Raw genomic sequence first — 23173 nt, forward strand, 5'->3', positions numbered from 1 at the left:
GGATCGTTGCGGTGGCGTTACGTCAGAACGCGCCCTGCCACGGCATCCAGCTTGGCCAACAGCGCCGGGTCGCGTTTTTCCGGGGCCGTCATAATGGCGAACTCCAAGGCTTTGTCGCACCCGTGTTCGCAATCCGCGCGGGTGGTTCCCAAAAGTGCTGGCAGCTTGCTGACCAGCGTGCGGCCATTGGCTGAATTGCCCTGCAGGGTCGCGATGATGGAGGTCACATCCACTTCACCATGATCCGGGTGCCAGCTGTCGTAGTCTGTAACCATCGCAATGGAGGCATAGCACAGCTCCGCCTCGCGGGCGAGTTTGGCTTCGGGCATATTGGTCATACCAATGACATCACAGCCCCAGCTTTCGCGGTACATTTTTGATTCTGCGAGGGTTGAGAACTGCGGGCCCTCCATACACAGATAGGTGCCGCCGCGATGCACGGTGATGCCCGCTTCCTTGGCGGCTGTTTCCGCCGCATCGGACAGGCGAGGGCAGGTAGGGTGTGCGACGCTCACATGGGCGACACAACCGGTGCCAAAGAAGCTTTTGTCGCGGGCAAAAGTGCGGTCGATGAACTGGTCGACGACGACAAAATGACCGGGTGCCATTTCGTCGCGGAAGGATCCACAGGCCGAGATCGAGAAAACATCCGTTGCGCCCAAGCGTTTCAGCGCATCGATATTGGCGCGATAGGGCACTTCGGTTGGGGAATGGACGTGGCCCCGGCCGTGACGCGGGAGGAAGGCCATTTTTACCCCATCCAATGTGCCCGTCAGAATCTGATCTGATGGCGCACCCCAGGGTGTTTCAACCGTGACCCATTCGGCACCTTCCAGGCCATCGATGTCATAAATGCCGGAACCGCCGATAATGGCAATCATGGTTTCTTTGGTCATTGTTCAAACCTCTGAAGAAATTCTGTTGTGCCAAGTAGTGAGGGTTGAAACGCGCTTTGACAAGCGCGTGCCTGCGGCGCAAGTATTTTTAAAAAGATGAAAGCCAAGGCGCGCATATTTGAACGGCGCGTGTGCAACTGGCGCTGATTAAAGGCCGCGCAGTTGGGATTGCTGGTGGAAATCTTTGAGCGCGTCGTCAAAGCCTGCAAGCGGCCAGCTGAGGTCCTGGGGCTGGCCATGGCTGTCCCGGAAGGTGAAGCGGAACGCATCGCCGTTTTCCATGGCAGTCAGAAGATCGGCTGCGGCCGATCCGTCAAAACTGCAGGACAGTCCAGTAAGGCAGCCGATGCGGCGGGTGCGCCAGGCCACATCGCCCGCGGTTTCGATGCGAAACCCATTGGCCCCAAACAAAGTGCCCGCTTCGAGACCAAACTCCACCTCAGGCCCGTCTGCGCCATTGGTGACAAACATAAACTGGGCCGCGAATTTTGGTTTGGCGGAGAAGATATCGACATATCGCAAGTAGCACCGCTGCTTGAGGGCTTCGCCCTCCATCCTTTCGTCACAGGAGGAGAGGTAGATCCCGAATTTTTCAAAATGGGTCACGCGCCAATTGCCGGCGGTGTCATTGCCGTCTTGGTCCTGGGCAAGAGCCGGGAGTGCACACAGGCAAGTACAGAGGGCTGGCAGAACTCGGGATCGCAGGGCAGGGAACATATCACTCTCCATTTCGCTGTGCGTTGCTTTTATGCGGCAGCACTCAAACTCCCAAATCACGTTGCAGACAGAAAGTATTGCATGATTGTTTTGGAATGCATTCCTGGCGCATGCTGCACAAAGGCTGCGTGTTGCGCACGGCTTTTGCGACAGAGCGTGGGAATGCGGCGCGCGACCGCGCTTCAGACGGGGGCTTGCCTTGCTTGCAAACGGGTTTGGCGTTAACAGGCGGTAACGCACTCCTTCCCCTAATCAGGTAGACTTGATGACACGTGGTGTTTTCGGCCTGTTGGCCAAGCAAATCTCTCCCCCGAACCTGTCCATCATGCAGGACGAAGGGTTCACTGTTTCCCGTATCCGAACCGAGCTTTTGTCGGGGCTGACCGTAGCGCTGGCCTTGGTGCCCGAGGCGGTGGCCTTTGCCTTTGTGGCGGGTGTTCACCCATTGGTCGGGCTTTACGCCGCGTTTCTGGTGGGGCTGGTCACGGCTTTGATTGGCGGCCGTCCGGGGATGATCTCCGGTGCCACTGGCGCGCTTGCGGTTGTGATGGTGGCTTTGGTTGCTGAACACGGCGTTGAATATCTGTTTGCAACCGTGGTTTTGATGGGGATCCTGCAGATTTTTGCCGGTGTCATGCATTGGGGCAAGTTCATTCGTTTGGTGCCGCATCCGGTTATGTTGGGCTTTGTGAACGGTCTGGCGATCGTCATCTTCCTGGCGCAGCTGACGCAATTCAAAGTGCCGGGCACAGATGGTGAGCAATGGCTGGCCGGTGGTCAGCTGGCCTTGATGCTGGGGTTGGTTGCGCTGACGATGGTGATCATCTGGGGGATGCCAAAGATTACCTCAGTTATCCCGGCCCCCCTGGCGGGTATCGGGATTGTCGCCATTCTGGTGATCGCTCTGGGACTGGATGTGCCGCGTGTTGGTGATATGGCCTCCATCGAAGGCGGCTTGCCGGGTTTCCATATTCCGCTGGTTCCGTTCAATCTGGAAACACTTGAGATCATCCTGCCCTATGCGGTGATCCTTGCTGCCATTGGCCTGATCGAGAGCCTGCTGACCCTGAACCTGGTGGGGGAGATCACCAATAAACGAGGTGGCGCAAGCCAGGAATGTATCGCGCAGGGCACGGCGAATGTCATTACCGGTTTCTTTGGCGGTATGGGCGGCTGTGCCATGATCGGTCAGTCGATGATCAACGTGAAATCCGGCGGTCGCACGCGGATTGCAGGTATTGCGGCGGCGCTGTTCTTGCTGGCGTTCATTGTTGTGGCCTCGCCCTTGATCGAACAGATTCCGCTGGCTGCGCTGGTTGGGGTGATGTTTATGGTGGTGATTGGCACCTTTGCGTGGAACTCCTTTAAGGTGATGACCAAAGTTCCGTTCACCGACGCCTTTGTTATCGTGCTGGTGACGGTTGTGACCGTAGCCACCGACCTTGCCATTGCCGTGGTTGTGGGTGTGATCGTGTCGGCGCTGGCCTATGCGTGGAACAATGCGCGCCGCATCACAGCTCATACGCGCGACAGCGAAAGCGACAAGGGGGCCAAAGTCTATGAGATCGAAGGGCCGCTGTTCTTTGGCTCGACCGAAGGGTTTGGCGAGCTGTTCACCGTTGCGGAGGATCCGGATCATGTGATCGTCGACTTTGCCCGCAGCCGGGTTGTGGACCAATCCGCGCTGCAGGCTATCGAGGCGCTGGCCGCCAAATATGATGAGGCGGGCAAGACATTGGTGCTGCGCCATTTGAGCCGGGACTGCCATCAGCTGCTCACCAAAGCGGGCCATCTGATAGTCGATAGCGATGATGACCCGGAATATGCTGTGGCCGTGGATTACTCGGTCCGCACAGGTGTTCTGGGCGGTCACTAAGCTGTTTCCTGTGCCCGGAGGCTGCACGCAGGTTTTGCGTGGCAAAACCCTCCGGGCACAGATGCCGTTTTTGTGATATTGCGCAATCACAAAGCGGTCGTGACTTAAATCAGTTTTTAAGGGCTTGCTGGCAGATTTGGGCTGTGTACTCAAAGGAGCCAGAATGGAACCGCACCTCAGAATTGGGCTTGCCGCGTTGAGCGAATTTGCGTTTGACGGCGGTGACCTGAAAGCGTTTTACGCAAAACTCATTCCCCTTGTTCAGGAAAACCCCACCAATGCTGGGGTGATGATGGATCTGTCTGTTTTGGCCCAAATGCAGGGGCATCAGGACCTTGGCCTCGCGTGGCAGGGTGAGGCGTTCAAGATCAGCCGGGTCTATCGGTCGATCCGGCAAACCCCTGCAAAAAAGACGGTTTTGGTCTTTGCTGCGCCGATTCACATGGGGGGCAACACCCCGGTTGATCTGCTGCTGCGCAGTGATGAATTTGACGTTGTGACCTATTATCCCAGCTTTGACATGTCACCCGAAGAGGTGCCGCAGCTGCCCGAACACGACATCGCCTTTTGCGCGGCCCCGGCGGACCATGCGCAGGCGCAAGCGTTTTATGCCAAAATTCGCCATCTGGCAGCGCTGCAGGATCTGAAGGTTGTAAACCTGCCGGACAACTTGGTGAAGCCCGAGCGTGAGTTGCTTCCGAAGCTCTTTGCCAATGTGCCTGGTCTGCATGTGCCCAAAACCCAGCAAATGTCGCGTGATGCCTTGCAGCAGATGCTGGCACTGGGGAACGAGGCTGACGTGCTGGCTGAGACGGGTTCTTATCCGTTTATCATTCGCCCGGCTGGCTCTCATGCGGGATTTGGTCTGGAGAAGATCGATAGCAGAGAGGATTTTGCGTCCTATCTCGCGACGCGCGCGGAAGATGAATTTTCCATTGGAGAGTTCATCAACTACGCCTCGCCAGAGGACGGCATGTTCCGCAAGGCACGCGTCGTTCTGGTCGATGGCAAAGCGTACCCGTCCCACTATGCAATCGCGGATCACTGGGACATTTGGTACGCCAATTCCAAAATGGAAGAGTCGCCTTGGAAACGTCTGGAAGAAGAGGCGTTTATGGATAACTTTCGAACCGAGTTCTGCAAACGCCATCAAAACGCATTTGAGGCAATGAATGATGCAATCGGGTTGGAGTATGTCGGCTTTGACTGCGCCGAAGATGCCGACGGGAATCTGGTGGTGTTTGAAATCGACAATGCGCTGATTGTGCACAACCTCGATAGCAGTGAGATCTACCCGTACAAGCAACGACATATGCGGCAGATCTTTAAAGCTGTTGAACGGATGCTTTCGGCGCGGTGCCAGTCGGCTGATACCGCACAGTTTCCGGATCTGTCGCGTTTGGTTTGGCCGCCCGAGTCAGAACTGCTTGCGATGGTCTAAGGTCCCCAGACTACGCGGTGAACCATTTGAGCCCGGCGATAAAACGCCGGGTTTTTCTGTGTGCCACGGCCGACCCATCGGATGACCTTTGCTCAGCTTGGTGAAAGCGCGGCCAGTTGCTCCAAATCCCCGGACAACAGCGCGGCCTCCGCATGTTTGATCGCCTCATGCGGCCAATCCCACCATTTGAGGTCCAGCAGCCGTGTTATCACATCTGGCGAAAAACGATGGCGCACAACCGTGCCTGGGTTGCCGGTGACGACGGCATAGGGCGGGATCTCGCCGCGCACAACGGCACCCGCACCAATGATCGAGCCATGCCCGATCCGGGCACCGGGCAGCACCATGGATCCATACCCTAACCAGACATCATGACCGATCACTGTGTCCCGCAGGTCGCATTGATAACCAGCGCGGGTCTCCAGCGAGAACACGGGAAATGGATAACACGTCAACCCGGCCTGACTGTGATTGGCCGAGGCCGTGATAAACCGCACCCCTTGGGCGATCTGACAGAATTTCCCGATGATCAGCCGTTCCTGAGAGAACGGAAACAGATAGGGGGCAAGACGGCGCCCCCAATCTTTGGGCGGATCAAAATCAGAGGCATAGGTATAGTCACCGATTTCGATCTGCGGATTGTTCACGACCTGATTCAACAAAACCGTCCCTGGATAGAGGCTTCCATCCGGCAATTCGATTGGATGTGACTGCGCAGGGTCGGGAAGGGGCATTGGATGTTCCGTTATCCAGGACGTTTCAGGCTGAACAGTTCACGCACAGCCGTATAGTCCATATACCCCAATCGGCTGAGGGGCTGATAGGTGGTGACGTCAAAAATCCCGTCGACCAGGCAATCGTCGCGCATGTGAACACCGACCACTTCGCCCATCACCATGTAATTGGTCTCTCCCTTCAATTCGACGATCTGTGTCACTTGACATTCCAGCGCCGCAGGGGCGGCTGCAACACGGGCGCAGGCGATCTCCGAACATTCCGCGGCCTCAAGACCTGCGTGGGCGAACTCATCGACCTCTTTGGCCAGGTTTGCGCAGGACGCGTTCATGGCGTCGCGCATCTCATATTCGACAACGTTGACGCAGAAGACACCGGTTTCGCGAATATTTGTCAGCGAGTCTTTGGTGCCGTCCTGATCCGGCTTTGTACCCGTCGAGCAGAACATAACTTGTGGCGGGACATAAGCAGTGGCGTTGAAGAAGGAATAAGGCGCCAGGTTGTTGACACCGTCCTTGGACCGGCTGGAGATCCAGCCGATCGGGCGCGGCGTGACAATAGCGTTAAAGGGGTTGTGGGGCAGGCCGTGGCCTTCGCTTGGGCGATAGAACATGTGGGTCTCCAAGTGTTTGCGCCACAGTTAGTCACGTGCTAGGGGCAATGCCACCCCTACGCGAGGGCACAATGAGGTGAGCGCGGTGATTGAGCTAAAATCTGAGCAGCCAGAGGACAAATGGGAAGTTGAGGCCCTGTATGACCTGTGTTTTGCACCGGGTCGAGAGGCTCTGTCATCTTATCGTCTGCGTGATGACGTGCCACCGGTGGCCGGGCTCAGCCAAGTGGCGCGGGATGGAGATGGCATCTTGGCAGGCGCGATCCGGTTTTGGCCCGTTCATATTGGGGATCACGATGCGTTGCTGCTGGGGCCAGTGGCTGTGCACCCCACCCGTCAGGGCGAGGGGCTGGGCGGCGTGTTGATCCGCGACAGCGTTGACAAAGCAATGGAAAGCGGCTGGTCGCGCATGATGTTGGTTGGTGACTTTCCCTATTACAAACGGTTTGGATTTGCGCAGCTGGACAGGGTCGAAATGCCGCCGCCCACAAACCCGGCCCGAGTGTTGGGGTTAGCGATCAAACCGGGGGCTTGGGACGGTGTTTCCGGACAGGTCCGGCGCTGGCAGCGGTAACGCGCATTGAACCGCAGGCTCACATCCCCACATATTACCCCATAGAAAGTATGCGGGAACATTCAGCTGGAGGTGCAGCTTGGAAGAGATCCTTATGCCGGATGCGGTAGTCAGCGCCCATGACCTTGACCAGGAGATTGTGCGGCTGGCGGACTTGGGACACCGGGCAAACGGGCCTGCGCTTCGGTTTTTAAACCGGATTGGCGCGCAGGCGGATCAGCTGCTGGACCGGCTTCCGAACAGCGTGCGCGACAATCTTGAGTACGCAAGCGAGCAGGCTTTGATGTCTGCGTTGCGACACAGCACCAAAACACGCGCGCCCCGCTTCCTGCCCGAGGTCTCTGAGCGCGGAGAGCGGTTGATGGGCGCAGCGCTTGGTGCTGTCGGTGGCGCGGGGGGGCTTGCTGGAACACTGGTGGAGCTGCCGGTAACCACCGCATTTCTGTTGCGCGTCATTCAAAAAGAGGGGCAGCGCCAAGGGTTTGATCCACGTCAGGAAAATGTTCAGTTCGACATTGTGCGGGTCTTCTCGGCGCCGGGTCCATTTGGAGATGATCAATCCGAGACGGGTTTTTTGGCCACGCGCTTGGGGCTCAACAGCACCGGAATTAACAGGCTGGTGTCGCAGATTGCACCCAAATTGGGCGTTGCATTGGGGCAGAAACTGGCGGTGCAAGCTGCCCCCATTGCCGGGGGCGTTGCTGGCGCGTCTTGCAATTATATTTATGCCGACTATTACCAGAAAATCGCAAATCTTCACTTCTCTGTGCGTAAGTTGGCGGTAGATTGTGATATATCTGAAGCTGACATAATTGAACGCATGCAAAAGGTGCACCCAGCCCCACGTCGTTAGAACAGATGTTCAATGTTAATTAGAAGGCCACTGCGCGGTTTGAAAAGCGTGGAACGGAGCAGAAAAGAATGGCGAAATCGCCCAACAACACTCGAAGTCTAGAGCAGCAATATGCTGCCCTTTGTTATCGAGTCACGGCGAAAGGCAAATTGCGATTTCTGCTGATAACCTCGCGCGGTATCGGGCGTTGGGTTCTACCTAAGGGCTGGCCGATGCGCGGGCGCAAACCCTGGGAAGCGGCCCAAGTCGAGGCCTGGGAAGAGGCCGGCGTGCGGGGCCGGGTGCGAGACAAGCGCATTGGGCATTATGAATACGAGAAATGGCGAGATGGTGAACGCCCGATCCCCTGCCGTGTTGATGTATACCCATTGGAAGTTGCAAGCCTTGAAAAGGATTTCCCCGAGGTCGGACAACGTGAGCGTCAATGGCTACCGCCCAAAGACGCTGCAGAGCTGGTGGCTGAGCCGCAACTGGCTGAGATATTGGCCACATTTCGTCCCAAAGATCTTAAAACCACAGTGAATTGATCTTGTGCTTGCCGAAATTGGAGTTTTAATCATGTTTTCCTGCTAAGAGGGGAAGCATGATTCAATACACGCTCAAATGCTCAAACGGCCATGTTTTTGAGAGCTGGTTTCAATCTGCCTCAGCTTTTGACAAGCTTTCGGAGGCGGGCATGGTGACTTGCGTTGAATGCGGCTGCGCTCATGTCCAAAAGGCAATAATGGCTCCGCGAGTTCGGACAGGACGCAAGGCCGTGTCCGGACTGGGCGAGGCGGAACAACCTGTTCACGAAGCAACGCCGCCAGTTGTTGCTGCCCCAGAACCGGTGGTTGCTGCTGCGGAGACGGGCCCCAGCCAAGAAGAGGTTGCGGCCGCGCTCAAGAAGCTGCGCGAGACCGTGGAAGCCAATTCGGACTATGTCGGCGCGAAATTTGCGGATGAAGCGCGGGCCATGCACCTTGGCGATGCGCCGGAACGGGCGATCTATGGTGAGGCCAAGCCTGAGGAAGCAAAAGAACTGTTAGAGGACGGGATCCCGGTTGTCCCACTCCCCTTTGTATCGGGGCGCAAGGCGAACTGATCTGCTGCAAATGAATGGCGACGGTGGACTTGCAGGGGGCTTGCGGGTTTTGGGAAAACACAAAAGCAAATAAAAGCCAAAGAAGGGCAGAACATGCATGTTGTCATCACAGGAGCAAGCCGGGGTATCGGCAAAGAGTTGACGCGTCAGCTGCGCGACGAAGGGCACGAGGTCAGTGCGACATCGCGCGACCATTCCGCAGATACACAGCTGGATGTAACGGATCCAGGTCAGCAGGCGCGCTTTGCCGCGCGTCTCAAAGGGCAGCCGGTCGATCTTTTGGTGTGTAATGCCGGGGTCTATCTCGACAAGAACATGGCAATGGGGGACTACAGCGCCGAGGTTTGGAGCAAGACGCTGGCCACCAATGTTATGGGTGTGTTCCTGACGGTTCAGACCCTGCTGCCAAATCTACACCTGTCTGAAACGCCCAAGATCGCTATTTTGTCATCCCAGATGGGCAGCCACGCCCGTTCACCTGGGGGCAGCTACGCTTATCGGGCTTCCAAGGCTGCGGTGACCAGCATTGGTCGCAATCTGGCAACCGATCTGAAACTGGATGGCATTGCTGTTGGGATCTACCATCCAGGCTGGGTGCGAACGGATATGGGCGGCCAAGAGGGTGAGATTTCGGTTTTGGAAAGCGCCTCTGGCTTGATCCGCGAGTTTGAGGATCTGAGCGTAGAAACAACGGGCTGTTTCCACGACTGGGACGGGCGGATTATGCCCTATTGACCAGAGGGTTCAGAATGAAAAAAACCGGGCGGCATGCCCGGTTTTTTTGTTCGTTTTGTTTGGCTTAGTTCCAACAGCTGACCAGAACTGTCATTCCATTGGCCTTGCGGACCAATTCAGCATTTGGCACTTGGCCCTGATCGTCGGATTGGTCAACCGCCGCAACCGAGGCGCGTTCCAAAATGGCGCGCAGCGCTTGGGCGTTTGCGGCAAAGCTGACGCCGTCCGGCAATTGCTGGCTGCCGATCTGACGTGGCAACAGCATGCCCAGAACCGCACCATTTGTGTTCAGTACCGGTCCGCCAACGTCGCCGGATTGCGCGGCCAGGGCCAGGCGCGCGACACCTTGATTGCCGTCCAGGCTGCGCAGGTCGCTGAGCGTGCCCCAGGTCAGGGAGGGCGCACCCAAGACCCCTTCGTAGGAGAAGCCGGCAACCGCCACATCGGACTGGAGCCGCGGCGCGCTTGTTGCAAGCTGGGCCACATCCATAGGTGCCAACGTGCCACGCGGGCGCAGAACGGCAACACCGTTGGGGGTATCATTCAGGATCACATCCACCGGATAGTCGTGGTCCAGAGTCACTTGGCTGCATTCGGCCACAACGTCAGATGTGGTCAAGACGGTGCCCGTGGCGTCGACAAAGAACCCGGTGCGTGACAGGCGCGGTTTGCGGATTTCCAGCCCCGACAGAAGATCGACGCTTTGCGGTGCATCCGCCCCTGCGGTTGGGTCCAAAACGCCGTCCAGCCGGGTGAAGGAGCGCTGCATCTCGGTCAGGATCCGTGCGCGGCGCTCGTCGTCGCCTGTTGGCCAGATCAGGGCAAACCCTTTGATCTCGCCGTTGCGCAGCGTGGCTTCGGCGTGGGTAATCATCCCCTTGCCGCGCCCTTCAATCGAAAAGCTGTTGCCCTGACGGCTGCGCGGACCTTCCAACGGGACAATCTCAAGCGTTTGGAGAATCTCAAACAGACCCGCCAAAGTGCGGGCGTCACCTGGCTGGCTGATCAGCAGAACCTGCGCGCCCAGATCTCCAGAGGTTTCATAGATCGAAAAGGGCGATTCATGGCGGGCAAAGGTGACTTCCTGGGTGGGCAGGGACAGGGCAATGCCTGCGGCTGCGTCTTCGACACGATCCATACCAACCGAGATCAGCGGCGCGTTATACTGATCGAGCAGGGACTGGCGTTGGCGTGTGGTCAAAACGCCAGTGGGCTCCACTCGGTTCGCGGCTTGCCAGTCTGCCATTGACCGGCGGGTGCCTCGGCCAAATGAACCATCGATAGACGAGTTGTAAAACCCTTGAGCTTGCAGCGCGATCTGCAGCTGCATCTTCTCATCCCGGCTCAGACGCGCTTCGGACCGGCGTGCTTCAGCGGGGCTTTCATCGTCGAAATCAGAAGACACTGCAGGCGATTGCGAAGGCTCAGGCGCAGCCTCGGCCACGGGCGGGATGACAGGTGTCGTCTCGACCGGGCCGACGGGGTAAAACTGCGCGCGTAGGTTCCGGGAAAAGGCGATGAAACTGTCGCCTGGGATTTGCCGTTCCGCGCGGTACACCTGCAGAACGCGTTCTGCATCCGTGCGAGAATAAGGACCCAAAACAACACCATACCAGCCGCCACCCAGCGAGAAGCCCGAGACATCCGGCAGACGCGAGGCAAAGTCACGCGCCCGCGCCTCGGCCTGTGCCAGCGACGGATGCGCTGCGATCTGGATCCAAACGGTTGGCTCCTGTTGCGCCTGCACGGCACGGGGAGCTGCGATAATAAGCGACAGAATGGACAGCGCCCAGACGGCGATGATCTTTTTCATTGAGGGGCCTCTATCCCGGATCATAAATAAATTCCTTTGGCTCATAGCGGCAATAAGATGCGAAGGGAACTCCCGATCAGGGGGAATTTACCGGGGACTGTGTTGATTTCGCCCATGGCTTTTGGGTTTTTACGCATTAAAGCCGTGTTTTGGGCCGTTGACCCTGTGGCTGCAGTTGCCTAGGAAGAAGACCGCATTTGCTGCCCCAAAAGGGAAAAGATATGACCCACGCATCCGGCGCTCCGCGCTCGTTCCAAGAGATCATCCTGCGGCTCCAGACTTACTGGGCCTCAAAAGGCTGCGCGATACTGCAGCCCTATGACATGGAAGTGGGCGCAGGGACATTCCATCCGGCAACAACACTGCGCGCGCTGGGCTCCAACGCTTGGGCTGCGGCCTATGTGCAGCCGTCGCGTCGCCCGACCGATGGCCGCTATGGGGAAAACCCGAACCGGTTGCAGCACTACTACCAGTATCAGGTTCTGATCAAACCGTCGCCGCCGGACCTGCAGGAGCTGTATCTGGGTTCGCTCCAGGCCATTGGCATCGACATGGAGCTGCATGACATCCGTTTTGTCGAAGACGACTGGGAAAGCCCGACGCTGGGGGCCTGGGGGCTGGGCTGGGAGGTCTGGTGCGACGGAATGGAAGTTTCGCAGTTTACGTATTTCCAACAGGTTGGCGGCCATGATTGCACGCCCGTGTCAGGCGAGCTGACCTATGGTTTGGAACGCCTTGCCATGTATGTTCTGGGCGTGGACCACGTGATGGACATGCCGTTCAATGATCCGCAGTCGCCGATTGCGCTGAAATATGGCGATGTGTTCAAGCAGACCGAACAAGAATATGCGCGCTGGAATTTTGATGTGGCCAACACAGAAGTTCTGCTGCGCCATTTCGAGGAGGCCGAAGCCGAATGCGCCGCAATTCTGGCGCAAGAGCACCAGGACCCGAAAACCGGCAAGCGCATCATCATGGCGCATCCGGCTTATGACCAATGCATCAAAGCCTCCCATATCTTTAACTTGCTGGACGCGCGCGGCGTCATCTCTGTAACCGAGCGGCAGGCCTATATCGGCCGTGTGCGCGCACTGGCAAAGCAATGCGCGGATGCCTTTGTTCTGACTGAGGCTGGAGGATTTGTGACGGAGGCTGCGGTTTGAGTTTTTCGAACGCCACACCTGTGCTGCGGGTATCCGACTATCAGCGGGCCAAGACCTTCTATATGGATGTTCTGGGCTTTTCTGTTGGCATGGAAGCTGGTGAGCCAATTGTGGGGTTCGGAATTTTTCGCGTCGGAAAAGCGCAAGTTTTCCTGACGGCTGGGGACGGTCCAGCCGAATCCTATGATGGGTGGCGGGTCTATTTTTACCCCGAAGACTTTGACGGGTTCGTGGCCGCCCTTCAGGAAAAACAACTGGCTTTTAAAGGACCGACCACGACGGAATACGGAATGGTCGAGGTTGAGGTCACAGACCCGGATGGAAATGTTCTGTGCTTTGGAAAGGACGCAGGATGATTGGCAAGATCCTGGCCGTTTTCCTTGGCCTATCGGCGCTGATTGCCGGTGGCGCGATGTATTATCTGCAGGTCTATGGGTTTTATGAAGAGGTTGCGGGCACGCCTGGGCAGGACGTTCTGCTGATGCCTCTGGATGGGAGCGCGCCGCAGCCCATCGCATATGACTCGTTCCAAGCCATCGATGCCGGCAGTTCGCCGATCCGTTATCGGGCGTGTTTTAAGACCGATCTGACGCCGGACGAACTGGCGCAGGTATTTACACTGTCGGATCACTTGGATCCGCGGAACGCACCGGGGTGGTTTGACTGTTTTGATGCCGCCGCCTTGGGCGCGGATCTGAAGTCGGGCAAAGCAACCGCCTTTTTGGGACAAAAGAACATCCACTATGGCGTCGACCGGATTGTCGCGATCACCCAGGACGGGCGCGGTTATGCCTGGCAAGAACTGAACAATTGTGGCGAGAAAGCCTACGACGGGACGGTCGTTGGCGAAGATTGCCCACCCCGAGAGAATTGAATTTCCGCCGGAGGGCCTCCGGCATGACACGATACGATGCGTGAACAGCGCTGGACCCGAGGACACGACAATGCCCGATCTTTTGATTGAACTCTTCTCCGAAGAAATCCCCGCCCGCATGCAGGCACGCGCATCGGAAGATCTGAAGAAGAAGATGACCGATGGTCTGGTGGAAGCCGGTCTGACCTATGCCAGCGCGGCCGCGTTTTCGACACCGCGCCGTCTGACGCTGACAGTTGAAGGCTTGTTGGCGGAAAGCCCCACCGTGCGCGAAGAGCGCAAGGGTCCCAAGGTTGGAGCGCCCGATAAAGCCATCGAAGGCTTTTTGCGCGGCGCGGGTCTGACTCGCGAACAGTTGGAAGAGCGTGAGACCCCTAAAGGCGCGGTCTATTTCGCAACTATCGAAAAGGCGGGCCGTCCGGCGGCGGAGATTATTGCTGAGGTCCTGGATACCACAATCCGCAACTTCCCTTGGCCGAAGTCCATGCGCTGGGGGGCAAGCTCGATGCGCTGGGTGCGCCCGCTGCATTCCATTCTTTGTGTTCTGACCAAAGACGAAGGCAGTGAAGTTGTGCCGCTGGAGATCGAGGGGATTGCGGCCAGCAACACCACTTATGGTCACCGGTTTATGGCACCGGCGCAGATCACCGTCACAGGCTTTGACGACTATGTGACCCAGCTGAAGCGCGCCTTTGTCGTGTTGGATCCCAAGGAACGTGCCGATGCGATTTGGCAGGATGCAACCAATCAGGCCTTTGCCTCTGGTCTGGACGTGGTGGAGGACAAGGGGTTGCTGGCCGAGGTTGCGGGTCTGGTAGAATGGCCCGTTGTCTTGATGGGCGAGATTGCCGATGATTTTCTGGGGCTGCCGCCGGAAGTTTTGCAGACCTCGATGAAAGAGCACCAGAAATTTTTCTCGGTCAAGAACCCCAAAACGGGTCGAATTGAACGGTTTATCACCGTGGCCAACCGGGAAACGGCCGACAATGGCGCAACTATTCTGGCTGGCAACCAAAAGGTTCTATCGGCCCGTCTGGCGGATGCGAAGTTCTTTTGGGAGAACGATCTTCGCGTTGCCCAGTCGGAAACGGGCATGTCCGCCTGGACCGAGAAGCTGTCAAATGTGACTTTCCATAATAAACTGGGCACCCAAGCCGCGCGGATCGACCGGATCGCGGAACTGGCGCGGGAAATTGCGCCAGTAGTGGGTGCGGATGCCGATCTGGCGGAACAGGCCGCACGCGTGGCTAAGGCGGATCTGTCATCGGAAATGGTTTATGAGTTCCCGGAACTACAAGGCCTGATGGGGCGGTACTACGCCGAAGCGGCAGGTCTGCCGCAAGAGGTCGCCAATGCCTGCGAGGCGCATTATTCGCCGCTTGGCCCGTCTGATGATGTGCCGACCGAGGCAGTCTCGGTTGCAGTGGCGTTGGCGGATAAGATCGACACGTTGACCGGCTTTTGGGCGATTGATGAAAAGCCGACCGGTTCCAAAGACCCCTATGCCCTGCGCCGCGCCGCGTTGGGGGTGATCCGGCTGGTTCTGGAAAATGATGCGCGTATGCCGCTGGATCGGTTCTTTGACAGCCAATTGCTGCGTCATGAGATTGCGCAAAATGGATCTGACAAGGTTTCGGCGACCTTGATGCAGGACATGTTGAACGAAATTGCGGATCACGGTGTTTTTGGCTCGGCGGTACGTACGGTTCTGGATGCTTTTGACGGAGATTTGCCGGAGCATCTGGAAGAGCTGAAATCCATGCTGCCCGATGTGTCTCGTGATCTTTTGGGGTTCTTCCACGACCGTTTGAAAGTTTTCCTGCGCGACCAAGGCATCCGCCATGATGTGATTGATGCCTGTCTGGAAATGGCTGGCAATGATGATCTGACGCTGCTGGTGAAGCGCGCCCGTGCCTTGCAAGAGTTCCTGGGCACGGAAGATGGCGAAAATCTGGTGCAGGGCTTTAAACGGGCCAACAACATCCTGACGCAGGCCGAAGAGAAGGATGGGGTGGAGTATTCTTATGGCGCAGATGTGAAATTTGCAGAAGACGATGCCGAAAAAGCACTGTTTTCGGCGCTTGAAGGGGACGGGGGTACGATCTCCACGGCCATCGAGGCCGAGGATTTCGCGGCCGCCATGGGCGGCCTGGCGGCGCTGCGCGCTCCGATCGATGCGTTTTTCGAAGCGGTGCAGGTCAACGCCGAGAATGATATCCTGCGTCGTAACCGGCTGAACTTGCTGAGCGACATTCGAAAAGCCTGTGGCCAAGTGGCTGATCTGACCCAGATAGAAGGGTAAGTTCTGCAAAGCGATCTGTGATTCATGGGGCGGCTTGACGGTGGGCCGACCTGTTTCATAGTTTGGACCGCAATTTTAATGCAGGTGTCACGCCGGCTTTTTACATTTTCTTCGTTTTGTAGGTGCAGCGAGAAAATTGAACTCTGCTCTATGCAGGGGCAAATGCGGTGATATGCTGCGAGCAGTGAAGGGATGCTGCGATGCAGAAAAACGGTTCCGATATCCAAGATGCAGTACGTATCACGCCAACGGCGCCGGTGCATGTGGCCACCCACGGCGGGCGCGCCAAGTGTTTGCAGCGTCTTGTGCGACTGGAATTGCCCGTCCCGCGAACGGTGGCCTTGTCCTTTGATGCGGTGCTTGGCATTGCCAATGGGGTAATGCCGGATCTGGACGCGATCTTGGCTGAGTTTCCAGATGACGCTTTGTTATGTGTTCGCCCATCTTCCGAGGATCCCGATTGGGGTGGTCCCGGCGCGATTTTGAATATTGGCGTCAATGACGCCTGTTATGTCGATCTGTGTGATCAACTGGGCCGTGAGGCGGCAGCGGCGATTTATCTAAGGTTTGTGCAGTCTTATGCCGTGCATGTGGCGCGGTTGGACCCGGATGTCTTTGAGGATGTTGAGGACGGCGGGCCAGATGCATTGGTCGAAATCCTGCATGCCTATGAGGCGGAAACGGATGAGAGTTTCCCACAGAATCGATCCGAACAGCTGGGAGCGGTGCTGCGGTCGATGGCACGTGCGTGGGAGGGCACCTCGGCCCGATTGTTGCGCCAAGCGCGTGGCGCACCGGCAGATGCGGGGCTTGGCCTTGTTGTGCAACAGATGATGCCGGGGCTTGGCCAGGGCGTTTGTGGATCTGGTGTGCTGCAATTGGTCAACTCCAACACGGGCGAGCCGCAGATCACGGGCCGTTATCTAAGCCAGAGCCAGGGGCGCGATGCTTTGGGGGCCGGGGCGTCGGCGATGTTTCTGGCAAAAGATCCCCGCGGCACGTCCTTGGAGGAGACCGCGCCTGAAGCGTTTGAAGAGCTAAAGACCCACGCGGCCCTGATGCGCCGTCGCCTGCGCGAAGAAATGCAGGCGGAATTTGTGATTCAGGACGGCAGAGTTCATATTCTGGACGGTGTGCGGGTACAGCGCAGCGCGCGGGGTGGCTTGCGAATGGCCGTCGGCTTGGCCGAGGACAATATTATCCCGCCACAAGAGGCGGTGATGCGGATTGATGCCCATTCGCTGAATGAGCTTTTGCACCGCCAGGTCGCACCTGATGCGCGGCGCGATGTCATCGGGGACGGTATTGCCGCCAGTCCGGGCGCGGCCACCGGGCGTCTTGTCTTTACCTCGGCTGAGGCGCAGGCCAGCGCCTCCCGGGGCGAGGATTGCGTGCTGGTGCGCCGTGAAACATCGCCCGAAGACGTGCGAGGCATGCATGCATCGGTTGCGGTCTTGACGGAAAAGGGCGGTATGACCAGCCACGCAGCCGTGATCGGACGTGGTTTGGGGCTGCCTTGTATTGTTGGTGCAAATTCCATTCGGTTTGACCCGCGCCGGAAACGGTTGCGGGCTGCGGATGGGCGTGTGTTCCGGGCCGGTGATTTAATCACCATCGATGGCAGCACCGGTCAGGTTCTCGCCGGTGAGCCCGCGATGATTGAGGCGGCGCAGGATGGGGCCTTCCAGACCTTGATGGGGTGGGCGGACGAGGCGCGCGATATCAGCATCCGCACCAATGCGGATACGCCAAGGGATGCCACTACCGCTCGCAACTTTGATGCGCAGGGGATCGGGTTGTGCCGGACGGAACATATGTTCTTTGACCCCGGTCGCCTTACGGTGATGCAGGAAATGATCTTTGCTGAGACCCCATCAGGACGGGCCGCCGTGTTGGCACGCCTCTTGCCGATGCAGCGGGACGACTTCCGCGAGCTGTTTCGTATTATGGAAGGCACGCCGGTTTGTATCCGACTGTTCGACTTGCCACTGCATGAGTTTCTGCCCACCAGCCAATCGGGACAACGCGAATTGTCCGAGGCATTGGGTCTGCCCGTCAGCGAAGTCACGCGCCGGGTCGAGGAACTTGGCGAATACAATCCAATGTTGGGCCTGCGCGGCGTGCGCCTTGGGGTGACCGTGCCTGAAATTTACGACATGCAGGCGCGTGCGATTTTTGAGGCAACGTTGGAAGCGTCTGAGGAAGGCGCGCCGGTTGTGCCCGAGATCATGATCCCCCTGGTGTCAGCAAAACGTGAAGTCGAAATGGTCAAAGCGCGTATCGACTCGGTTGCGGCCGCTGTGCGGCTGGAGCGTGGGCGCGAATTTGACTATCGCCTGGGGGTGATGGTTGAAACACCCCGTGCGGCCCTGCGCGCGGATGAAATTGCGACACATGCGGCCTTTCTAAGCTTTGGCACCAACGACCTGACACAGATGACCTATGGGTTGTCGCGTGATGACGCGGGTCGCTTTATGTCGGAATATGTCCGCCAAGGCGTGTTCCCCGAAGATCCGTTCCACGTTCTGGATGTCGATGGGGTCGGTGAGTTGCTGAAACTGGGTGTTCAGCGCGGACGAGAGGCCAATCCCGACGTCACATTGTCCATTTGTGGCGAACACGGCGGCAACCCCGAATCAATCGCATTTTGCCGTCGGGCAGGGTTCGATTACGTTTCATGCTCACCGTTTCGCGTCCCGGTTGCGCGGCTTGCCGCCGCCCAGCTTGCAATCGCGGATAACTTAAAGGATTCACGACAAAATAACTGAAAATTAAGGTCTTCCTCGCCATACCCGGCGGCGAGAATACCGGAAACAAGGCAGCGGATAAACGCGCATAAATGGGTAAACCCATGCGCTGGCTGGACCTTTTGAAAACTTTCGGTTAGACGATCCGACTGCGTGCACCAGCTTTGCCATGCACGTGGTGTTTTTGGGGGTGAAAAGAGATGATGAAGATCAAGTTTGCCGCTGCGGCTGCTGCGGCTCTGTCCTTGTGCGGACCGGTGCAGGCAGAAGCAAACCTGGACGCTTTGCTCGCGAAGGAAGAAACCACCTTGGACTCGATTCCGAGCGCCCGCTTTGCACGTCTCTTTCAGGGTAACCGCAAAAACCGGCACGCCAAAGGCGAAATCGTGGAATTTAGTAACAATTGGCTTGATCAACGTCCGCAGGCGACCGGCGATGCTCAGTTTCAGTGCTTGGCGCAGGCGCTTTACTTTGAAGCCCGTGGTGAAACAGTGAAAGGGCAGTTTGCCGTGGCCGAGGTCATTATGAACCGTGTCGCTAGCAAACAATTCCCCAATACGGCTTGTGGTGTTGTCAACCAGGGCACTGGGCGCAAGTACCAATGCCAGTTCACCTATACCTGCGATGGCCACAAAGAGATCATTGCAGAAAAACGCGCCTATGAACGGGTGTCCAAAGTGGCACGGGTTGTTTTGGACGGGATCGAGACCAAGCTGACGGATGGCGCAACTTATTATCACACCACAGCTGTGCGACCGCGCTGGAGCCGCAGTTTCACGCAGACGGCGCGGATCGGGGTTCATAAATTCTATCGCGACGACCGGTATCGGACCGCCTCCAACTAAGGCTGTCCACGTCGTTCGTGGGGTTTCCAATTCGAAAGGTTTGTGCTGTTCCCTCGGCGAAAAAACCGGTGTATGAGAAGGCCCCCGGTCCCTGTGGCACCGGGATTGAGTGCCATCCTACAAGGACAGCTGTGATGACAACTGAAACCGAATTGGCCTTTGCCCACCCCGAGGCACGGTCTGTTGCGACGGCTGATCGACCGTTGGATCGTCTGTCATTGCGCAACCATCTGGCCGAGGTGGAAATCGGAGCGTTTCAAAGCGAACGCAACGTTGTTCAGCGACTGCAGTTCAATGTGGTTGTTGAAATCGCGCCTTTGCCCAACGATCTGGGTGATGATGTCGACCGGATCCTGTCCTATGACCGGTTGACCGAGGCGATTGCGCATGAGCTGGCTGCCGAGCGGTTCAACCTGCTGGAAACGCTGTGCGAACGGGTTGCGGATCGCATCCTGCTTCAGCCACAGGCTGAACGTGTTTTTGTCCGGATTGAAAAACTGGACCGGGGTCCTGGGGCCCTAGGAGTCGAGATCGTTCGCAAAAAGGGACAAGCCGTTTCGGAGGTGGAGCCTTCTTCCGCTTTGTCGCCTGTTGTGGCCTTTCTCAGTGAAAAAGCGATGCAGAGCCCCAATTTGACTAGTTGGATTGATCAACTGGCAGCAGGCGCGGCACCAATTGTGTTCTGCGTGGCCCCGGACAATACGGTGGCCCAAGGGGCGGACACCCAAGCGGCACGGTGGCGCATGGCTCTGCTTGGCGGTGAACTGGCAGCCTGGCGGCTTGCGGACAAGGACCCACGTTGCGTGGTTGTCGATAACCGCACAGAGCTGGACTGGGCGTTCAAAAATGGGCAGATTAGCGTCTGGGCGCCGACCAAGATTATTTTGGACACCCCGGAGGGAAGCGCGGTGACCGTTGAAAGTGGCCCGGAACTGGCTCGGTGGTTTGCAGCGTTTATCGGAGCCAAAGAAGTCTTGATCTTTGGAGGTCCACAGGAACAGGATGGATGGCCGACGACAATGCCCCCGCGCATCATAAACCTGGAGCAACGTGAGCTGTGATGTATTACCGTCCTCTCGTCCGTAGCGGGGAGACGCGCCCCGAAGGTGCAATTTCCCTGGCGGCAAGCGCCCTATGGTTTTCTGACGTCGAAATTCATGAGCGCGGTCGCCCGCCACAAATCGTTCCTGCGGGATTGATCCCGGAAGAGATCCGCAGACGTCTATCGACCCGACGGTCGGCCATCGGTGGCGTGGATATGTCCACCTCCAAGATCATGGGCATCCTGAATGTGACCCCGGACAGTTTTTCAGACGGTGGCAAGCACGATGATTATGATGCGGCGTGCGAGGCCGGGCTGCAAATGGTGCGCGACGGGGCGTCAATCCTGGACATCGGCGGCGAATCCACCCGGCCAGGCGCGGCCACGGTGGAAGAGGTCGAAGAAATCGCCCGTACCGCGCCCGTGATTGCCGGGATCCGTGAGAAGAGCGAAGTTCCCATATCCATCGATACGCGCAAAGCGGCGGTCGCGCTGGAAGCTTTGGAAGCCGGGGCGGGGCTGGTCAATGATGTGTCTGGCTTTACCTTCGACTCGGCGCTTGCCCCCTTGGCTGCGCAGGCCGGCGTGCCGGTTTGCGTGATGCATGCCCAAGGCGACCCGGCGACGATGCAGGATGATCCGCATTACGACAATGTTCTGTTGGATGTATACGACTTCCTTGCAGAACAGGTCGACAAGCTGGAGGCCATTGGAGTGTTCCGGGATCAGATCGTTGTTGATCCCGGCATCGGCTTTGGAAAAACCCAGGCACATAATCTGACACTTATGAAAAACATCAGCCTGTTTCACAGTCTAGGCTGTCCTATTCTGTTGGGGGCCTCGCGCAAGCGGTTCATTGGAGAGATCGGTCAAGCCACCGAGCCACAAGACCGAGCACCGGGATCGATCGCAGTGGCCCTGGCTGCCGTGGCCCAGGGGGTTCAGATCCTGCGTGTGCACGACGTAGCGGCAACACAACAGGCGTTGCGCCTATGGCAGTCCGTCAGTTAATCTGCAGCCAAAAGAGACCCGGCACCCGATCGGGCTGATCATGCGAGGCAAAATGATGCGGAAGCTTTTTGGAACCGATGGCGTGCGGGGCACAGCCAATATTCATCCGATGACCGCCGAGATGGCCTTGCGCATCGGGGCCGCTGTCGGGCGTTACTTCCGCCGTGACAGCGGCAGCGGACACCGGGTGGTGATTGGCAAAGACACGCGCCTGTCGGGTTACATGTTCGAAAGCGCACTGACAGCAGGTCTGACCTCAACAGGGATGAATGTGTTGTTGCTTGGGCCCGTGCCTACACCTGCTGTGGGGCTCATGACCCGATCCATGCGTGCGGATCTGGGGGTTATGATTTCGGCCAGCCACAATCCTGCAGATGACAATGGGATCAAATTCTTTGGCCCCGACGGGTTTAAACTGTCAGATGCCGCTGAGATGGAGATCGAGGCGTTGATCGAAGCCGGTGTGGACTGTGCGCAATCCCATAACATCGGTCGTGCGAAACGCGTTGATGATGCACGGTTTCGCTATGGCGAGCGCGTCAAAAGCTCCTTGTCCCGTGATGTGCGGCTTGAAGGGTTGAAGGTCGTGGTGGACTGCGCAAATGGCGCTGCTCACCGCGCCGCGCCAGAGATCCTGTGGGAGCTTGGTGCCGAGGTGATCCCTGTGGGCGTGTCACCGGATGGACGCAACATCAATCGCGACTGCGGGTCCACCAAACCGGCGGCAGCAGCCGAGACCGTGGTGGCCCATGGCGCGGATGTGGGCATCTGTCTGGATGGGGATGCGGACCGGGTGATCATGATTGATGAAACCGGCGCGATTGCGGATGGAGACCAGCTGATGGCGCTGTTGGCGCGCCAGTGGCACCGCGATGGCCGTCTGAAAGGCAACGCGCTGGTGGCGACCGTGATGTCGAACCTGGGTCTTGAACGGGCGCTGAACGCCGATGGCATCGCGTTGGAGCGGACAGCCGTGGGCGACCGTTATGTCGTGGAGCGCATGCGTGAGCAGGGCTTTAATCTGGGGGGCGAACAGTCGGGCCATATTGTGATGACTGACTTTGCCACCACCGGCGACGGGCTGATGGCGGGGCTACATTTCCTGGCTGAGATGGTCCGCACGGACAAAAAGGCCTCGGAACTGGCGCGTCAGTTCACGCCGGTGCCTCAGCTCCTTAAAAACGTGCGCTATAAAGCCGGGCAAACCCCGCTCGAAAACGACAGCGTGCAGGACGCAATCGCCTCTGCAGAGGAGATGTTGAACGGTCAGGGGCGGCTACTTATTCGTAAATCCGGGACCGAACCGCTGATCCGGGTGATGGCGGAGTGTGAGGACGAGAGCCTTTTGTCTGCAACCACGAATTTGGTCGTGAAGGCGGTCGAGGCTTCGGTGTAACGCAGCGCAGTGACGGACCGTGTGCCCTCGGGTTGTGATCCATTCGCACATGGCGTTCACCGACGCTCTTTTCCGTCACGCCCATTTCCTGCGTTTCCGCGAGAGTTTGAAAATTCCCCTCGCGGTGATGCCTATGTGATGCCCGCGTCACCGCTGGAACTGTCCGAAACCACACGCATCGACCGTTTCGCAAGCTCGGTATCACCACCGAGTGTCAGCTGTTTTCTATGGTGTTTGACGCAATCTGACGCAGCGGCCGAATGGCGATTTTCTGATGCTGTTGCAACCTTTAACCATGACAGCTCCATTCTGTCTCTTTAAGGCGTACATTCCGTAAGAAACCGGATACTGTGGTGCGATTGACGCAGTAAATGAAAAAGGTCCAAGGGCGACGCGATGGATGTTTTGGATGTAAATACAACAAGAACACGTTTGTTGGCTCTGTCTCAGCTCGAA

The 23173-nt window shown here is 57.8% G+C and carries 21 protein-coding genes; 16 read left to right on the top strand and 5 right to left on the bottom strand.

All coding sequences use genetic code 11. From position 1 onward, the window contains the following. Positions 1 to 17: 17 nt before the first annotated feature. Together GFB49_RS13315 and GFB49_RS13320 are read right to left on the bottom strand one after the other, a co-directional pair. Positions 18 to 896 carry an S-methyl-5'-thioadenosine phosphorylase gene (locus tag GFB49_RS13315; protein ID WP_153216381.1) on the bottom strand — a complete coding sequence of 293 codons (879 nt, stop codon included), beginning with the start codon at positions 894 to 896 and terminating at the stop codon, positions 18 to 20. Between the two features lie 147 nt (positions 897 to 1043). After that, positions 1044 to 1613, bottom strand: coding sequence for an invasion associated locus B family protein (locus GFB49_RS13320; RefSeq protein WP_246149723.1), 570 nt, complete (start codon positions 1611 to 1613; stop codon positions 1044 to 1046). A gap of 265 nt (positions 1614 to 1878) precedes the next feature. On the opposite strand from GFB49_RS13320, the gene GFB49_RS13325 reads away from it, so the two are divergent. Together GFB49_RS13325 and GFB49_RS13330 are read left to right on the top strand one after the other, a co-directional pair. Continuing rightward, positions 1879 to 3489: a SulP family inorganic anion transporter gene (locus tag GFB49_RS13325; RefSeq protein WP_153216382.1), complete on the top strand. Its 1611-nt coding sequence runs from the start codon at positions 1879 to 1881 to the stop codon at positions 3487 to 3489. Positions 3490 to 3652: 163 nt separating this feature from the next. Beyond that, positions 3653 to 4930 carry an ATP-grasp domain-containing protein gene (locus tag GFB49_RS13330; protein ID WP_153216383.1) on the top strand — a complete coding sequence of 426 codons (1278 nt, stop codon included), beginning with the start codon at positions 3653 to 3655 and terminating at the stop codon, positions 4928 to 4930. A 92-nt stretch (positions 4931 to 5022) separates the two neighbouring features. On the opposite strand, the gene GFB49_RS13335 is transcribed toward GFB49_RS13330, so the two are convergent. Together GFB49_RS13335 and GFB49_RS13340 are read right to left on the bottom strand one after the other, a co-directional pair. After that, a complete protein-coding gene (locus tag GFB49_RS13335) occupies positions 5023 to 5664 on the bottom strand; it encodes a CatB-related O-acetyltransferase (protein WP_153216384.1) in 642 nt (213 codons plus the stop codon). An 11-nt stretch (positions 5665 to 5675) separates the two neighbouring features. Then, on the bottom strand, positions 5676 to 6278 hold the full coding sequence (locus tag GFB49_RS13340; protein WP_153216385.1) for a flavin reductase family protein: 603 nt from the start codon (positions 6276 to 6278) through the stop codon (positions 5676 to 5678). Positions 6279 to 6363: 85 nt separating this feature from the next. On the opposite strand from GFB49_RS13340, the gene GFB49_RS13345 reads away from it, so the two are divergent. From GFB49_RS13345 to GFB49_RS13365, 5 genes are all read left to right on the top strand, one after another. After that, on the top strand, positions 6364 to 6852 hold the full coding sequence (locus tag GFB49_RS13345) for a GNAT family N-acetyltransferase (protein WP_343032572.1): 489 nt from the start codon (positions 6364 to 6366) through the stop codon (positions 6850 to 6852). Between the two features lie 79 nt (positions 6853 to 6931). Further along, positions 6932 to 7705 carry an EcsC family protein gene (locus tag GFB49_RS13350; RefSeq protein WP_153216386.1) on the top strand — a complete coding sequence of 258 codons (774 nt, stop codon included), beginning with the start codon at positions 6932 to 6934 and terminating at the stop codon, positions 7703 to 7705. Between the two features lie 68 nt (positions 7706 to 7773). After that, positions 7774 to 8232, top strand: a complete 459-nt coding sequence (locus GFB49_RS13355) for an NUDIX hydrolase (RefSeq protein WP_153216387.1) — start codon at positions 7774 to 7776, stop codon at positions 8230 to 8232. A 56-nt stretch (positions 8233 to 8288) separates the two neighbouring features. Further along, complete coding sequence (locus GFB49_RS13360; protein WP_153216388.1) at positions 8289 to 8789, top strand: DUF1178 family protein; 501 nt, start codon at positions 8289 to 8291, stop codon at positions 8787 to 8789. Between the two features lie 93 nt (positions 8790 to 8882). Next, positions 8883 to 9524 (top strand): SDR family oxidoreductase, encoded by a 642-nt coding sequence (locus GFB49_RS13365; RefSeq protein ID WP_153216389.1) that lies wholly within the window; start codon positions 8883 to 8885, stop codon positions 9522 to 9524. A gap of 64 nt (positions 9525 to 9588) precedes the next feature. Here the strand turns inward: GFB49_RS13365 and GFB49_RS13370 are convergent, their stop codons facing one another. Further along, positions 9589 to 11337 carry a trypsin-like peptidase domain-containing protein gene (locus GFB49_RS13370; RefSeq protein WP_153216390.1) on the bottom strand — a complete coding sequence of 583 codons (1749 nt, stop codon included), beginning with the start codon at positions 11335 to 11337 and terminating at the stop codon, positions 9589 to 9591. Positions 11338 to 11558: 221 nt separating this feature from the next. On the opposite strand from GFB49_RS13370, the gene GFB49_RS13375 reads away from it, so the two are divergent. From GFB49_RS13375 to glmM, 9 genes are all read left to right on the top strand, one after another. Then, a complete protein-coding gene (locus GFB49_RS13375) occupies positions 11559 to 12500 on the top strand; it encodes a glycine--tRNA ligase subunit alpha (RefSeq protein ID WP_153216391.1) in 942 nt (313 codons plus the stop codon). Then, positions 12497 to 12856: a glyoxalase superfamily protein gene (locus GFB49_RS13380; protein WP_153216392.1), complete on the top strand. Its 360-nt coding sequence runs from the start codon at positions 12497 to 12499 to the stop codon at positions 12854 to 12856. Before GFB49_RS13375 ends, GFB49_RS13380 begins: the two co-directional genes overlap by 4 nt. Continuing rightward, entirely contained in the window at positions 12853 to 13374 is a 522-nt protein-coding gene (locus GFB49_RS13385) for a DUF6446 family protein (RefSeq protein WP_153216393.1), read from the top strand. Before GFB49_RS13380 ends, GFB49_RS13385 begins: the two co-directional genes overlap by 4 nt. A gap of 70 nt (positions 13375 to 13444) precedes the next feature. Then, the gene (gene glyS / locus GFB49_RS13390; protein ID WP_153216394.1) at positions 13445 to 15676 is read left to right on the top strand and encodes a glycine--tRNA ligase subunit beta; all 2232 of its coding nucleotides are present in this window, start codon (positions 13445 to 13447) and stop codon (positions 15674 to 15676) included. A gap of 200 nt (positions 15677 to 15876) precedes the next feature. Continuing rightward, positions 15877 to 18444 (top strand): putative PEP-binding protein, encoded by a 2568-nt coding sequence (locus GFB49_RS13395; RefSeq protein ID WP_153216395.1) that lies wholly within the window; start codon positions 15877 to 15879, stop codon positions 18442 to 18444. 182 nt (positions 18445 to 18626) lie between these two features. Next, a complete protein-coding gene (locus GFB49_RS13400) occupies positions 18627 to 19268 on the top strand; it encodes a cell wall hydrolase (protein ID WP_153216489.1) in 642 nt (213 codons plus the stop codon). 134 nt (positions 19269 to 19402) lie between these two features. After that, complete coding sequence (locus tag GFB49_RS13405; RefSeq protein ID WP_153216396.1) at positions 19403 to 20329, top strand: dihydroneopterin aldolase; 927 nt, start codon at positions 19403 to 19405, stop codon at positions 20327 to 20329. Beyond that, positions 20326 to 21321, top strand: coding sequence for a dihydropteroate synthase (folP, locus tag GFB49_RS13410; protein ID WP_343032573.1), 996 nt, complete (start codon positions 20326 to 20328; stop codon positions 21319 to 21321). Before GFB49_RS13405 ends, folP begins: the two co-directional genes overlap by 4 nt. Before the next feature lie 55 nt (positions 21322 to 21376). After that, positions 21377 to 22717 (top strand): phosphoglucosamine mutase, encoded by a 1341-nt coding sequence (gene glmM, locus GFB49_RS13415; RefSeq protein ID WP_153216398.1) that lies wholly within the window; start codon positions 21377 to 21379, stop codon positions 22715 to 22717. Positions 22718 to 23173: the final 456 nt, after the last annotated feature.

This window comes from Tritonibacter litoralis (genome assembly GCF_009496005.1).
In the GTDB taxonomy this organism is placed as follows: Bacteria; Pseudomonadota; Alphaproteobacteria; order Rhodobacterales; family Rhodobacteraceae; genus Epibacterium; species Epibacterium litoralis.